The sequence below is a fragment of the uncultured Fretibacterium sp. genome (genome assembly GCF_938040765.1).
GTDB lineage: Bacteria > Synergistota > Synergistia > Synergistales > Aminobacteriaceae > CAJPSE01.
The window spans coordinates 1-14,685 of the sequence record NZ_CALIAA010000050.1 but is presented as its reverse complement, the minus strand read 5'-3'; the positions used below and the strand labels follow the sequence as shown (position 1 = coordinate 14,685).

Genomic DNA, 14,685 nt, shown 5'->3' with positions numbered 1-14,685 from the left:
GGCGGCCCCGGCGCGGGCCCCGTTGTGGCGGGCGAGGCTCTGGAGCCCTTCCTGCCCTCTCCCCGCATCTGCAAGGAGGGCGACCGCTACACGCTCTGCTCCGACTCGCCGCTCTCCATCGGACGCCTTCAGGCGTTCTTCGGCAACTTCGCCGTCCTGGTGCGGGCACTGGCCTACACGCGCACCATGGGGCACGACCTCAAGGCGGCGACCGAGGCGGCGGTCCTCAACGCCAACTACATCAAGGCGGGGCTGAAGGGGGTCTACAACCTGCCCTTCCCGCAGGACAGCCTGCATGAGGTCATCTTCAACGACGCGATCCAGCAGAAGAACGGCGTGACGACGATGGACATCGCCAAGCGCCTGATCGACTGCGGTTATCATCCGCCCACAACGTACTTCCCGCTGGTGGTTGACAGCGCCATCATGATCGAGCCGACGGACACCGAGTCCAAGGGCGACCTGGACGGGTTCATCGACGCGATGAAGGCGATCGCCGAGGAGGCGAAGTCGAACCCGGACGTGGTCAAGAACACGCCTCAGAACACGATGATCGCGCGCCCGGACGAGACCCTGGCCGCCAGAAACCTGACTTTGAAGGGCTATTAACCTACCTTTCGACGGACGCAGCCGTACTCTCACCGAGGGTACGGCTGCATTTTTGTATCGCGGCGGAGGGGACGGGAGGGGCGTTCCTCCCCGCTCCGGTTCCAAATTTATCATTTCTCGGGAGGATCACCATGTACGTCATCGAAAATCGCGATCACCGTCCGCAGCACAACCTGGCGCTGGAGGAGTACCTCTGCCGGATGGCCGCCCGGGAGGGATGCGAGTTCTTCATGCTGTGGCAGAACGAGCCGTCCATCATCGTGGGCCGCTTCCAGAATACGCTCGAGGAGATCAACGCCGACTTCGTCCGCGAGCGCGGCATCCACGTCGTGCGGCGCAACTCGGGCGGCGGGGCGGTTTATCACGACCTCGGCAACATCAACTACAGCTTCGTCATGGCGGACCGCGAGGGGGAGTTCAACTTCGCCTTCTTCACGGAGCCGATCATCCGGGCGCTCCGCTCCCTCGGCGCGGACGCGGAGCTGTCGGGACGCAACGACATCGCCATCGGCGGCAAGAAGGTGTCGGGCGGCGCCCAGTACCGGCGCGGGGGCATCCTGCTCCACCACGGCACGCTGCTCTTCGACAGCGACCTGGACGTCCTGTCGCAGGCCCTGAAGGTCTCCCAGGAGAAGTTCCGGAGCAAGGGCGTCAAGTCCGTCCGCGCGCGGGTGGGCAACATCCGCGACTCCCTGCCCCAGGCCCAGACCGCCGCCGACTTCATCTCACTCCTGGAGGCGCGGATCGAGGGGCTGACCCCGCGCGGGCTGACGCCGAACGACCGTGCGGAGGTGGAGACGCTCATGAGAGAGAAATATTCCACCTGGGACTGGAACTACGGCGAGTCGCCGGAGTTCACCGAGCGCAAGAGGGCGCGCTTCCCCTGGGGCGGCGTGGAGGCCTACCTCGAGGTGGACAAGGGGATCATCACCGGCTGTGAGCTGCGCGGGGACTATTTCGGCAGCGGGGACTACGCCCCGCTGCTGGAGCGTCTCGTCGGCATCCCCTACACGCGCACCGCCCTGGAGAAGGCCCTCGAGGGGCTCTCCACCCATGAGATGTTCGCGGGCTCGACGGCGGAGGACATCCTGACGCTCCTGACGCCGGGGGCGTAGGCCGACGAATTTCCCGGGAGGAGCGGTCCCGTCCCGCTCCTCCCTTTTTCTTTTCTCTCACCTGTCCCACACAGCCCGATCCCCGTAGGTTCATCCAGTTCTCAAAGGGCCATTCGGCCCTTTTCAGCAAAGACATTTTCCGTTGTACTATTGAGTGGGGTGTAACCGCATACCCGACCCCACAGCCGGGGTCGCATGCCGACGAAAAAGGAGACGCGAAGAGGAGGCACAGAAAAGGGAGAAGGAAGAAAGGAGCCTGATATATGCTCGAGTTCAAAAACGTATCGAAGACCTACCAGGGCGACAAGCCCGCCGCGGAGGACGTGACCCTCACCTTCAACGAGGGGGAGTTCATCGTCTTCATCGGCACCAGCGGCAGCGGAAAGACCACCTGCATGCGCATGATCAACCGCATGACGGAGCCGACGAGCGGAACGATCCTCCTGAACGGACGCGACATCGCGACCATGGACGCGGTGCGGCTGCGCCGCCGGATCGGCTACGTGATCCAGCAGATCGGCCTGATGCCCCACATGACGATCTACGAGAACGTCACGCTGGTCCCCAGCCTTTTGAAGTGGGACGAGGAGCGCCGGCGCGCCGCGGCGAAGAGGCTCATGAAGCGCGTGGGGCTGGACGAGAGCTTTCTGGAGCGTTACCCCGCGGAGCTCTCCGGCGGGCAGCAGCAGCGAGTGGGCGTCATTCGGGCGCTGGCCGCGGACCCCGAGATCATCCTGATGGACGAGCCCTTCGGCGCGCTCGACCCCATCACACGCGACTCCCTCCAGCAGCTGATCAAGAAGCTCCAGAAGGAGCTGGGGAAGACCGTCGTCTTCGTCACCCACGATATGGACGAGGCCCTGGCCCTTGCCGACCGCATCGTCATCATGGACAAGGGACGCGTGGTGCAGTTCGACGCGCCGGAGAACATCCTGCAAAACCCCGCCAACGCCTTTGTGGAGAGCCTTCTGGGCGAGGACCGCCTCAACGAGGCCCGCCTGGCGCTGCGCACGGTCGACGAGGTCATGGTGAGGGATCCGGCCCTCGTCACGAGCGAGCAGAGCATCCGCGACGCCCTGAGGCTCATGCGCCGACACCGGGCGGAGACGCTCTTCGTGACCGACCCGGACGGGGTGATCCAGGGCGTGGTCGACATCTTCGACATCGAGAAGGTCAGCGTCAAGCAGGCCCGACAGTCCGGCCGCACCGGCCGGGAGGGCGAACGGACCGACCTGATGCAGGACCGGATCGAGACGATCATGAAGCCGGCCTCCTTCATCGCCCAGGACACCCTGATCCGCGACGCCCTCCACTGGATCGTCCATCTGAACTATCGCTACCTGCCGGTCGTCGACGGCGAGAACCGGCTGGTCGGGGTCGTGACGCGCGCCTCGCTGGTCGAGGACATCTACGCCAACGTATGGGGCGCGGACGAGGATGCGATTCGGGAGGACACCGTCCAGACGACGGACGAGCCCCAGGAGGGAGTGCCCGATGCTTGACTTCATCCTGAGGAACCATACGGCCCTGCTGCTGAAGACCTGGGAGCACCTCTGCATCTCGGCCTCGGCCCTGGCCGCCGGCACTGCAGCCGCGGTCCCCCTGGGGATGCTGCTCACGCGCTTCAGACGCATCTCGGGGGCCGTCATCGGACTGGTCTCGATCCTCCAGACAATCCCCTCCCTGGCCCTGCTGGCCGTCATGATCCCGCTCCTGGGCGTCGGCAGGCCGCCCGCCGTCGCGGCGCTGTTCGTCTACTCGCTGCTGCCGATCGTCCGCAACACCTGTCTGGGCCTCGAGGGCGTGGACCGCAGCGTCGTGGACGCGGCCAGGGGCATGGGCATGACCTCTCTGCAGAGGCTCTTCCGGGTCCGGCTACCGCTGGCGGCGCCCGTGATCATGGCGGGGGTGCGGACCTCCGGCGTGTACGTCGTCTCCTGGGCGACCCTCGCATCCTACATCGGGGCCGGCGGCCTGGGCGACTTCATCTTCACGGGGCTGAACAACTACATCCCCCCCATGATCGTCTGGGGGACCCTGCCCGTCACCCTCCTGGCGATCCTGACGGATTCCCTGATGGGGCGGGTCGAGGCCGCCCTGTCCCCCAGGCTCCGGTCCCGGCCCTGATACGCTCCCGACTTGGATTTCGGAAAGGAGGCCGAACATGAAGCACAGGAAAAACGCATATCGGATACTCCTCCTCCTGGCGGTCCTGACGGGCGCGGCGCTTCTTACGATGCGGCCGGAAAGGGACGCCCCGGAGGGCGGCATCGTCGTAGCGGGCGGCAACACGACCGAGCGCCAGATCCTGGCCGAGATAACCGCCCAGATGATCCGGCGCCATCTTCCGGGGGTCCGGGTGGAGCTGTTGAACAACCTCGGGTCCACCGTCCTGATCCGCAGGGCGCTCGGCAACGGGGACGTCAACCTGTCCGGGGCCATGTACACCGGGACGTCCCTGACCGGGGAGTTGGGCCTGCCGATGACGACGGACCCCAGGAAGGCGCTGGAGATCGTGGTCCGGGAGTACGAGAAGCGCTACCGCGAAAAATGGTACCCCTCCTGGGGGTTCGCGAACACCTATGCCTTCATGGTGCCGCGCGAACTTGCCGAGCGGGAGGGGCTGAGGACGGTCAGCGACCTGGCCCGCATCGCGCCCGGCATGAAGCTTGGGGTGGATACCTCATGGATGGAACGCAAGGGCGACGGCTACCGCGACTTCAGGAGGGTATACGGGTTCGACTTCAAGCGGGTGTTCCCGATGGAGATAGGACTGGTCTACGGGGCCGTGCGCGCCGGGGAGATGGACGTGGTCCTGGGCTACTCCACGGACGGGCGTATCGACACCTGCGGCCTGGTGCTCCTGGAGGACGACCGGCGCCTGTTCCCGCCCTACGACGCCAGCCCCGTCGCCACACACCGCGTCCTTGAGGCGCACCCGCAGCTCGACTCGGTCCTCATGCGGCTTGCCGGGACGGTGGACGGCCCCCGGATGCGGAGGATGAACCGCATGGCCGACGAGGAGCTGGTCGAGCCCCGCAACGTGGCCCGGCTCTTCCTGGAGGAACACGGCTATTTCGAGAGCTCCGACGCCCGCCCGGAGCCTCCGGAACGAAAGGAGACGAGGGGATGGAGCTTCTGAGGGAGACACTCGCCTATTATTCGCTCAACGGGGGCTACGTGCTGGAGCAGTTCTGGAGGCACTTCCTGATCTCGGTCTGCGGGGTCCTCCTCGCGTCCGCGGTCGCCATCCCCACGGGCTTCCTGATCGCCCGAAGGGGGCGCCTGGCCCAATGGGTCGTCGGCGCGGCGAACGTCATCCAGACCGTCCCGTCCCTGGCACTGATGTCCATCCTGATGCTGGGCCTGGGCCTCGGGGCCCGCACCGTCATCGCGACGGTGCTGCTCTACTCGCTGCTGCCCATCGTCAGGAACACCTGCGCCGGCATCCGCGGTATCCCGCCCCAGGTCCTGGACGCCGCCAGGGGGATGGGCATGACGGCGCTCCAGACGGTCCTCAGGGTGGAGCTCCCCCTGGCCCTTTCGGTCATCATGGCCGGGGTGCGCAACGCACTGGTGGTCGCCGTCGGCGTCACGACCATCGGGACCTTCATCGGCGCCGGAGGGCTGGGCGACATCATCTCGCGCGGCGTCAACGTCGCCAACGGCAGCGCCATCATCATCGCCGGCGCGCTCCCCACCGCCCTGATGGCCGTCTGTGCGGACATCGTCCTGGGGCTGATGGAGCGTGGGCTGGACCCCACAAGATAGGGGTCTCGCGTACGCGGTATAATGTTCCGCAAATCCATTCGGCGAAAGGACGGGATCGAGGATGGCGAAGGCGGACGAAAGCGCGGGGAACGGGGGCGTGACGATTCGTCCGGTGCGGCTGGAGGACGCGCGGGACGTCCACGCGCTGCGCGTCATGGAGGGGGTTCGGGAGACCATCCTGGCGCTGCCCAGCGAGCGCGTCGCGGACACGGAGGACTTCATCCGCAGCACCAAGGAGCACCTGATGGCGGCCGAGGTCGACGGCCGCGTCGTCGGCATGGCGGGGCTCGTCATCCCTTTTATGGCGCGCCAGCGGCACACGGCGGGCGTGGGCATCATGGTCCACACCGACTATCAGGGCCGGGGCATCGGCAGGGCGCTGATGGAGTCCCTGCTGGACATAGCGGACAACTGGCTGATGCTGAAGCGCGTGGAGCTCTCGGTCTTCACGGACAACGAGCGGGCCGTCCGCCTGTACGAGTCCCTGGGGTTCGTCGTCGAGGGGACGAAGCGGTACGCCGCCGTCAAGAACGGCGTCCACGCCGACGAGTACCTGATGGCGCGCTACGGGAGGTGACGGGGCGCAGGGTCGATCCAGGCCGACCGGAGAGGGGAAGTTTTTGCCCTTCCCCTCCGTCAGTTCCCGATGTTGAGCAGGTTGTCCAGCAGCTGCTCCTTGAACTGGTCCTCTGTTGTACGGTCCTCCCCGCCCTCTGCGCCGGGGCCGGTCGGGAACTTCAGGTTCAGGCGAAACTGTGCGCCGTCCCCCCTCTGCTCCTCGGTCCTGTTGAGTTTTTCCAGGGGCAGGTAGTCCTTCAGCGGCTTGTCGATCCTGAGGTTCAGCAGCTGAAGGTTCGACCAACCGCCCGCCAGGACGAAGGATACGTCCTGAAAGTCCCGTTTCTTGATGCCCAGCGCCTTGCCCACGACGTTTTTGAGCAGGTCGCCGTTCGAGAGGCCGCCGGTGAAATACTGAAACACGCCCTTCAGGGCGCCCAGCACCCTGTTCAACAGCTGTATGTCGAAACGGCCCTTGCAGACCAGCTTCAGTCCCTTGCCGGGTATCCCGAGCGGTCCGTTGACCGAGAAATAGCGGTAAAGGGGTTCGCCGGGCCCTGCCGTGGCCTGGGTCCCCGGGTTCAGCCAGAGGTCCGAGCCGTCCCAGAAGAACGTCCCCCGAATCGTCTCGAAGGTGATGCGTTTGATCGGCGATATGGTCTCGATCATCTCCACCTTATGGAGGTACCCTCCGCCCGTCGTGAAGCCGCCGTTGGCGAAGACCATCATCAGGGTCCCGAAGTTGCCCTTCAGGCGGACGTTGGCGTCCGCGCTGCCGACCAGCTCCCCCTCGGGCAGGAAGGGACGGGTCAGGTCCCCAAGGTCCAGTCCGCTCACTTTGGCGGTCCCCTGCCACTTTGACTCCGCCAGGTTCACGTCGGCATCGGCCCGGACCGCCCCCTTGCAGAACACCGCCCTTCCCCCGCTCAGAGTGGCCTTTCCGCCGGAGACCCGGAAGGGCAGCGCGATGTCCGTAACGGTCATCCCCGAGGCCGTCAGCTTGGGGATGGACAGGGACACGGCGACGGACGGCAGCGCTCCGTCCTTCTCCGCCCCGACGGAGCCCGTCAGCTTCGCCGTCATCCGTCCGGCCAATTTGCCCTTCAGGGACGGGGACTTGGCCGAGAGCATCCGGTCCAGGTCCAGAGGATCCGTCGTTATGGAGTAGCGCCAGCCCCGGCCCTCCCGCCGAACGTCCCCCTTGACGGCGAGCCCGAAGTCCCCGAGCTTGCCGCTGGCGTGCAGCGCAAAGCGATTCTTCCCCGAGGACTGCACCGACAGCGCCAGGCGGTCGACAATCGTCTCCCGGATCGTCAGGGGCGTATCGAACCGCAGGGTCGCCTCGGGTTTTGCGGGCGAGCCCTGAAGGGTGAGGGAACCGTTGAGGATGCCGCCCACCGGGGCATCGGGCACGAAGGGATTCAGGAGCGCCCGGAGCGACAGGTCCCTCACGGCCAGCCTGACGTCGAGCTTGCGGTCCATGGGGTTCCGCGCCGACAGGGAGACCGACCCCTTTCCCTCGAGCGTCCCCTTGCCGAGCGACGCCGAGAGGCGGTTGACGCGGATCTCCCTCGTCGTTCCCCGCAGGTCGAGCTCCAGCCTGTCCATGGGGACGCCGCCGGCCCGAATGCCCGTTCCCCGAAGCGATGCGGAGAGCGCCGCCGAGTCCGCGGGCCCCGAGACCTTGAAGCTCCCCTGAAGCATGCCCTCCAGGCCCTGCGGCTTCCCCGCCCCGGGCAGGGAGGCCAGATTCAGCCCGTTCAGTCTCCCGGAGAGGTCGAGCTGCGGTTTTCCCTCCTTCGGCAGGGCGACGGCCCCTTGAAGGTTCAGCGTTCCTCCGGGCAGGTTCAGCGCGGACTCCGGCAGCGTCAGGCGGCCGTCCGCATAGGAGACCGACAGCTTGAGGCCGCGTAGGGGGATGTCCGCCACGCGGGTATCCTTCCCGGCCAGGTGGACCGTCACGCGGGGATCCGCGAACGAGCCGCCGACGAAGGCCTTGACGTCCATGAGCCCCCTGACCTGCGAGGCGATCTGCGGGATGGACCGGGGGTCAAGCCCCTGGACCCGCCCCTCGAAGCCGAGCTCCTTGCGCCGAAGGTCCGCCGTCCCCGACAGGGACAGCGGCGCCTTCCCGATGCGCCCCTCCAGGCGCTCCAGGACCGCCTGCCCGTCGGCGCAGCGCAGGGAGGCGCTCAGGTCGCGGACCGTCACCCCTCCGGCCGTAAGGCCGGGGGAGCTCAGGGTCCCCGAGACGGCCATCGCCTCGTCAACCCGGACGGTGAGGGCCAGCTTCCCCGACGGGGCCGCGGCGGCCAGAGCGGGGAAGACGGCCGCCATCAGGGCGGTATCGAGTTCCGTCGCGGTGAAGGACATCTCCGGCCGCAGCGCGCCGTTCCTCCGCAGGGCCTCTCCCCTGCCTCGGACGCGGCCCCCGAAGACCTCGCCGTCGCAGACGATGCGGGGGGGGGCCCCGGGGGTCAGACGTATGTCGGCGGTCAGGTTCCGGACCAGCCGCTTCCCGCCCGCGGCCACCTCGGGCAGACTCGCCGAGAGATCGCCCGAGACGCTGCCCGAGGCGTCGGCGGTCAGGTCGAACCGCACCTGTCCCCCCTCGCCGGCCAGGCCGGCCTGGGGCGCGAGAAGGCGGCCGATGTTTTTCAGGGATACCCCTTTGGCGGAGCCGCGTGCGGCCAGGCGAAGGCCCGAGGTCCCTGTCCTCAGGTCCGCCGACAGGGCCAGGGACGCGTCGGCGGAGAGGCTGCGGAACGCCGCGTCCGGCACGGCCAGCACCCCCCCGGACCAGTTCCAGGGGAGGCGGAGCTCGAGGGGAACGTCCCTGACGCTCGCGCGCGTCAGGGAGAGCACGCCGCCGGCCTCGAGATCGTCCACGGTCCCTCTGACCGAGAAACGGCCGTCGAGCCTCCCCGTCCCGCGGAGGTCGGCACTGCCGGGCAGGAGCTCCAGAAGGGAGCCCAGGGACAGGGCCGAGAGGTCGCCGCAGAGGTCGAAGGGCTGCTCGATGCGTCCCTTGAAGGAGCCCTTCCCCTCCCCTATTCTGACGTCGCTGGAGACCACCTCGAGCGGCGAGAAGCCGATGGCCGCGTCCGCCTCCAGCGGGAGCTCCCCGAGGGCCGAGCGCAGAACGAGCCCCCCCTGTTCCGAGAGGTCCAGCGAGGTCAGATTCAGGGCTCCCCAGGGGGAGGCGACGGCGGCGTCCCGAACCGAGATGCGCACCGGGAGGACGTGCAGAGGCTCCGACGAGGCCGCCCCTCCGCCGAACCGGTCCGCCAGGCTCCGAAGGCTCTCCACATCGGTGCTCAGCCCCTCCAGCTCCAAGGCCTCCGGCCAGGGGTTCCCGCTCAGGATGGAGTGCCAGTTCGGGCGCACGGAGAGGCTCCTGAGTTCCAGCAGGGCGGCGTCGCCCGATACGAGCGCCGCCCCCGTCACCGTGTACCCTCCGTAGAGGGACCCCTCCACCCCCTCCACGCGAAGGGAGGGCACGAGTCCGGAGCCGATGTGCCGGACGATCGGCAGCAGCAGCCAGCGGCCCGTCGGCAGCCAGACGAGGCCGGCCGCCGCCAGAAGCAGGAGCGGGAGCGAAAGGAGAAGCAGCTGCGTCATGCGGCGCAGAATTTTCCTGAACAGATTAAACAAAAACATGACCTCGCTTCAATTCAGAGTCCCCATAAAGCCCCCATGTTGATTTCTTGATACCCATCCCCCTGTGAATAAGTGGATAAGAAGGTGGATAAAATTCCCCAAACGGGCTTGAGACGTTCACTCGTCGCCTCATTGTGGACAAGTGGACTTTGTGGAAGACCCCAAACGCGCCGAAAAATCAAGTCTTGAATTTTTCCCGGACATCCGATTCAGGGTGCGTCCAAGGGCGACGTCCTACAGTTTGATGAAGTGCACCGTGTTGCCGCAGTGGTCGATGACCTTGCGGAGCCCGTCGTAGGAGAGCCAGAGCGTAGCGGTATTGTCGTTGGGGTGTACGCCCAGGCGTTCCGCCCCCACCAGGGCCCGGTCGACGACCACCTCGACGGCGTGTTCCGCGTCGTTGAGGATCCCCAGAGGCGAGACCGCTCCCTTGGACAGCTTCAGGCACCGCATCAGGCGCTCCTCGGAACCGAAGCTGAGGGCCGTGCTGCCCAGCTGGTCCCGGATCGCCTTGAGATCCCCCTGCCTGTCGCCGGGCAGGACCACCAGGAAATGACGCTTGCCCTTGGCGTCCCTCAGGAAGAGGTTCTTGACGACAATCCCCTTCTTGTCCAGCCCCAGCGCCACCATCGCCTCAATGGTATAGACCGGCTCGTGGACATCCATCTCGTAGGCAACCCCCAGCTCGTCCAGCTTCTCGAGAACGCGCGCCCTTTCATCCATCATGTCGACCTCCGTCATGTCAAACCCCTCCGCAATGCTCCGTTTTTTGTCGTGTTTTTCTTTTTGTCGGGTTTTTCATGTTTTTGCATTTTTTCACCGGCCATGATAGCACGCTCCGCTTTCGCGCGAAAGCGCGATACCCCGCGGCGTGCAACCCCGATTATATAGAAATTCGTCCCGTATGGAAGCTCCGGCCCCCTTCGAGGGCGGAATCAAGCGGTACAATAAATGAATCGCAACCCCGATTCCGGATCATTCGCGCGCCGTATCGTTCTCGCTCCCCTCGCCCGCGAGCGATCCGGGACCGGGATCACCTTCGTTGAAACCAATCGAGACATCGGCCTTGTGTCGGGAAAGGATGCGGGCTCATGGATAAATTGGAGGGCTTCTGGGACCCCCTGCTGCTCCCGCCGGACACGCCCGCCGGGCAGAGGGCCGCCGTGACGGCCGGGGCCGGCAGGGTCGCGGTGGGGGCCGGGGCCGGGACGGGCAAGACCTGGGTACTCTCCAGCCGATACGCGCGCCTGCTCCTGACGGACGCGGAATGCCTGCCGCGCGACATTCTGACCCTCACCTACACGGAGGCGGCGGCCAGCGAGATGCGGGAGCGCATCGAACGGCGCGTCCGCGAGCTCCTGTCCGCGCCGGGCGCGCCCGTCTCCGCGGATCGGGTCCGAGAGGTGATGGACGGGTTCGGCGAGGCGTGGATCTCGACCATCCATGCCTTCGCGGCACGGATGATCCGGGAGTCCGGCCTGTCGCTGGACGTGGACCCCCGCGCGTCGGTCGTCAGCAGCCCGCAGGAGGACGCCTTCTGGAACGCGATAGGGGACGCCGCGGAGGGGGCGGACCTCCGCGGAATGGCGAGGCTCAGCGGGGACGCCCGACTGCGCGCCGCCGCCGCCGCCCTGGATGACGACCGGACGCTCGGCGCGGCCCTGGACCAATGGGACGGTGCGAAGCTCCGCGACCTGGCGCGGGATACGGCGGAGCTGCACGCTTCGCTGGGACACACCTGGGCCCAGATGCTGGACTGGGCCGACGCCGCCCCGAGCTCCGACGATCCCCTGGTGCGCGCGGCCTCCGCGGCCGTGACGGAGCTCCTGCGCCCGCGCTGGCTCTCGGCCTGGGAGCTCTGGGGCTCAGTGTTCCGTGCTCTGGGTGGAGAGCTTGCCGATAAGGCGCACAAGGACCGTGCGGAGGGCAAGGACGAAAGCCCCGCCGCACTGATCGCCGCCTGCGCGGAGCTCTGGATGCCGCGGATGGCGGGCCGGGACCGCAACGAGAGCCCCGGGGAGCCCGACGACGAGGCCCTGCGCCTCTTCACGCTGGACGTCCTGCACGCCCTTCGGAACCTCAGGGGGGCGACAGGAAAGCTCTTCGCCGCCATCAGGGACATCCTGGGAACGACGGCGGGCGATTGGCGCAAGGAACAGGAGCGGATCAAGCTCCCCGTCCTGTCCGGCCCAGCCCCGAACGAGCCCCTCCCGGAGCCGGAACGCCGCCTGCGCGCCACGCTCCTCCGTTTCTGCGGGACGGCCTGGGGCCTTTGGGATGAGATGAAGCGGCGGAGAGGGCTCCTGTCGTTCTCCGACATGATCCTCCACGCCCGGGGCGCGGCGGAACGGGTGCGCGCCTCCAGGGAGTTCCGCCACGTCCTGGTGGACGAATTTCAGGATACGGACCCCCTCCAGTTCTCCCTGCTGGAGTCCCTGAGGGAACGCGGAGGCGCGGGGCTCTTCGCCGTCGGGGACCCCAAACAGTCCATCTACCGCTTCCGCCACGCGGACCCGGCGCTCTTCGCCGGGACCATCGCCCAGGCGGACGAACGGATCGAGCTGGACGTGAGCTTCCGGACCCGCGGACCCCTCCTGAGGCGGATCAACGGTTTGTTTGCCCATATCTGGAGCTCCGGGCTCGGCTCCTCCGCCGGGCTGAGGGGACTGGCCTACGAGCCGCTCACCCCGGCCGCGGCCCCATCGGAGCGCAGCGGGGGGACCCTCGCTCCCTTTTCGGTCCTGCTCGCCGTCCGATCCGGCCGCGGTGAGGAGGACGCCCGTAGGAGCCTGGCCTCGGCGCTCGCCGCGCGCATCGGGGACGCCGTCCGATCCGGCCGTACCGTGTGGGACAAGGCGGAGCGGAGGCTTCGGCCCGCACTCTGGCGGGACTTTGCGGTGCTGCTCCGGAACCGGAACCATCACGGCCTTCTGGAGCGCGCGTTCGCGGCGGAGGGGATCCCCGTGCGGCTGGACCGAAGCACGGAATACTTTGCCCGCGGCGAGGTGGGCGACGTCATCGCGCTGCTGCGCGCGGCCGCGGACCCCGGGGACGAGACGGCCCTGTCGGGCTGGCTGCTCTCGCCCTTCTCGGGGGTCCCGAGGGAGGAGGCGCTCCGCCTCCTCGAGGGACGCGCCGCGGCGCTTTGCGCGGGGCGGAGGGGGCCGCTGTCCGACCTGCTGCGCGAGCGCATCCCCGAGGCGTTCGATCGGCTGGTCCGCCTCGAACTGCTGGGGCGTCACAGGGGCCCCGCGGCCCTGCTGGAGGGCTTTGTCCGGGACCGCCGCTGGCTCTCGGGCCATGCCCCGCGCCATCGGCTCCGCGCGCTCCGAAACGTCCGGCGCGCGCTCTCCCTGGCCCGGGCCTATCAGCGGGGACTCGCCGTCAGCCTGGCCGGCTGCGCGCGGTGGATGGAGCGCGCCCTGAGGGACGGCTCCCGCATGGAGGAGCCGCACTGGATGGACCCGGACGCCGACGCCGTCCTCATCGCCACGGTCCACGCATCCAAGGGGCTGGAGTACCCCGCCGTCGCCGTGTTCGACACCGCGCGGCGCACCGCCTCCCCCTCGCTCTGTCCGTCCAGGACGCTGGGGTTGGCCTTCTCCGGCCTTCCCGACGCCCTGGCCGATATTTCGGGCGCCCCGGGCAAAAACACGGAGACGGACGGGCCGGAGGCGCAGGAGGTGCAGAAAGACCCCGAGCCCCGCACGATGCTCTGGGAGCGGCTGCTCTCCTCTCAGGGCGAGCTGGAGGAGGACATGCGCCTCTTCTACGTCGCCTGCACCCGGGCGCAGGACGCCCTGTGCCTCTGCGGGTTCGTCGGGGAGGAGAAGGACGGGAACCGCACCCTGCCGCGGGACCGCTGGACGTCCCTCGCCCTCTCCTGGCTGGCCGGGGAGAAGGGCTGCGATTGGCAGGAGCTGGGCCAGCCCGAGGTCCGGTATCTGGACGAGGACGGCGAAGGCCCGGCCGCCCCCTCGGTCGAGGCGGGGCGCGAGGCCCCGGCAAGGGCGGGAATCAGGGCGGAAATCGGGACAGGGCCCGAGGCCGAGGCATCCGGCGATGCCACAAAGGTTCCCCCCGTGCCGGTCCCGGCGCCGAGCCTCGACGGGGTGACGCTGGCCTCGTTCTCGGCGACGTCGTTCGCGCTGTTCGAGTGGTGCCCGCTGGCCTGGCGGCGTCGCTACCGGCAGGGCCTGGACCTTCGCTGGGAGATCCCCGACGAGGCGGGGGGCGGAACGGGGGACGCGGAGAGCGCGGGCGGCGCGGACCTGGGGACGCTGGCCCACTGGATTCTGGCGCGCTGGCCCTCCGACCGCCCGATGCCGGGGGAGCGGGACGCTTTGTCCTGGTGGCTCTCGGACCCGCGCGTCCCGCAGCGTCTGCCCGCAAACCTCCGGGAGATCTGGCGCGACCCCGGTTCCCGGGAGGCCCTGGCCGACTGGCTCCATCGGTTCAAGGACTCCGAGGCGGGGGCGGAGATCGGCGGGGCCCTGAGGACGGGGCGTGCGCGGCGAGAGACGGGCTTCCGCGTGCGGGTCGGCGGGTCGGGCCTGCCCCTGGTCGGCGCCATGGACGTGGTCTGGCGCTCCACGGGAGCGGCGGGGCTCTGGCACGTCCGGGACTACAAGATCACCCTCCCGTCGGGGGCCCCGGACGAGCTCTACCGGTCCCAGCTGGCCTTCTACGCGCTGGCGGTCCGGGAGCTCGCCGAGCGGGCCTCGGAAAAGGGCGCGGGAGGAGGAAAAACGGGACTCACGAAGCAAAATTTCGAGGCGGTGGACGTCGGGCTGATCTTTCTGCGCGAGGGGGGGCTCATCGGGAGCCGACGTTCCTTTCCGCGGGACTTCGAATGGGACGGATTGAGGTCGCGGGTGCTGGAGGCGGCGCGGGGCGCGGCCCTGGGGGACTGGCCGGCCCGGACCGATCGGTGCCGGGAGTGTCCCTGGCCGTCACCTGCGCCAGTCTGCTC

General features: G+C 68.2%; 9 protein-coding genes and 1 pseudogene. 8 read left to right on the top strand and 2 right to left on the bottom strand.

Annotation, left to right across the window (positions count from 1 at the left end; translation table 11 throughout):
• The 7 genes and pseudogenes from Q0176_RS01850 to Q0176_RS01820 form a co-directional block, all read left to right on the top strand.
• A pseudogene (locus tag Q0176_RS01850) lies at positions 1-609 on the top strand (aminomethyl-transferring glycine dehydrogenase subunit GcvPB); the annotation flags it as partial.
• A gap of 131 nt (positions 610-740) precedes the next feature.
• On the top strand, positions 741-1,724 hold the full coding sequence (locus tag Q0176_RS01845; protein ID WP_299298619.1) for a lipoate--protein ligase: 984 nt from the start codon (positions 741-743) through the stop codon (positions 1,722-1,724).
• A 263-nt stretch (positions 1,725-1,987) separates the two neighbouring features.
• On the top strand, positions 1,988-3,226 hold the full coding sequence (locus tag Q0176_RS01840) for an ABC transporter ATP-binding protein (protein WP_299298615.1): 1,239 nt from the start codon (positions 1,988-1,990) through the stop codon (positions 3,224-3,226).
• Positions 3,219-3,851, top strand: coding sequence for an ABC transporter permease (locus tag Q0176_RS01835; RefSeq protein ID WP_299298612.1), 633 nt, complete (start codon positions 3,219-3,221; stop codon positions 3,849-3,851). The genes Q0176_RS01840 and Q0176_RS01835 overlap by 8 nt, the downstream gene beginning before the upstream one ends.
• A 37-nt stretch (positions 3,852-3,888) precedes the next feature.
• Positions 3,889-4,866, top strand: coding sequence for an osmoprotectant ABC transporter substrate-binding protein (locus Q0176_RS01830; RefSeq protein ID WP_299298609.1), 978 nt, complete (start codon positions 3,889-3,891; stop codon positions 4,864-4,866).
• Positions 4,854-5,495 carry an ABC transporter permease gene (locus Q0176_RS01825; protein ID WP_299298606.1) on the top strand — a complete coding sequence of 214 codons (642 nt, stop codon included), beginning with the start codon at positions 4,854-4,856 and terminating at the stop codon, positions 5,493-5,495. Before Q0176_RS01830 ends, Q0176_RS01825 begins: the two co-directional genes overlap by 13 nt.
• A 61-nt stretch (positions 5,496-5,556) precedes the next feature.
• Positions 5,557-6,072 (top strand): GNAT family N-acetyltransferase, encoded by a 516-nt coding sequence (locus Q0176_RS01820; RefSeq protein ID WP_299298603.1) that lies wholly within the window; start codon positions 5,557-5,559, stop codon positions 6,070-6,072.
• Positions 6,073-6,131: 59 nt separating this feature from the next.
• Here the strand turns inward: Q0176_RS01820 and Q0176_RS01815 are convergent, their stop codons facing one another.
• Together Q0176_RS01815 and Q0176_RS01810 are read right to left on the bottom strand one after the other, a co-directional pair.
• Positions 6,132-9,707: an AsmA-like C-terminal region-containing protein gene (locus Q0176_RS01815; RefSeq protein ID WP_299298600.1), complete on the bottom strand. Its 3,576-nt coding sequence runs from the start codon at positions 9,705-9,707 to the stop codon at positions 6,132-6,134.
• Positions 9,708-9,947: 240 nt separating this feature from the next.
• Entirely contained in the window at positions 9,948-10,454 is a 507-nt protein-coding gene (locus Q0176_RS01810) for a prolyl-tRNA synthetase associated domain-containing protein (RefSeq protein ID WP_299298597.1), read from the bottom strand.
• Between the two features lie 350 nt (positions 10,455-10,804).
• Between Q0176_RS01810 and Q0176_RS01805 the strand changes: the two genes are divergently transcribed.
• On the top strand, positions 10,805-14,685 hold a 3,881-nt coding region (locus tag Q0176_RS01805; protein WP_299298594.1), incomplete at its 3' end, for a UvrD-helicase domain-containing protein.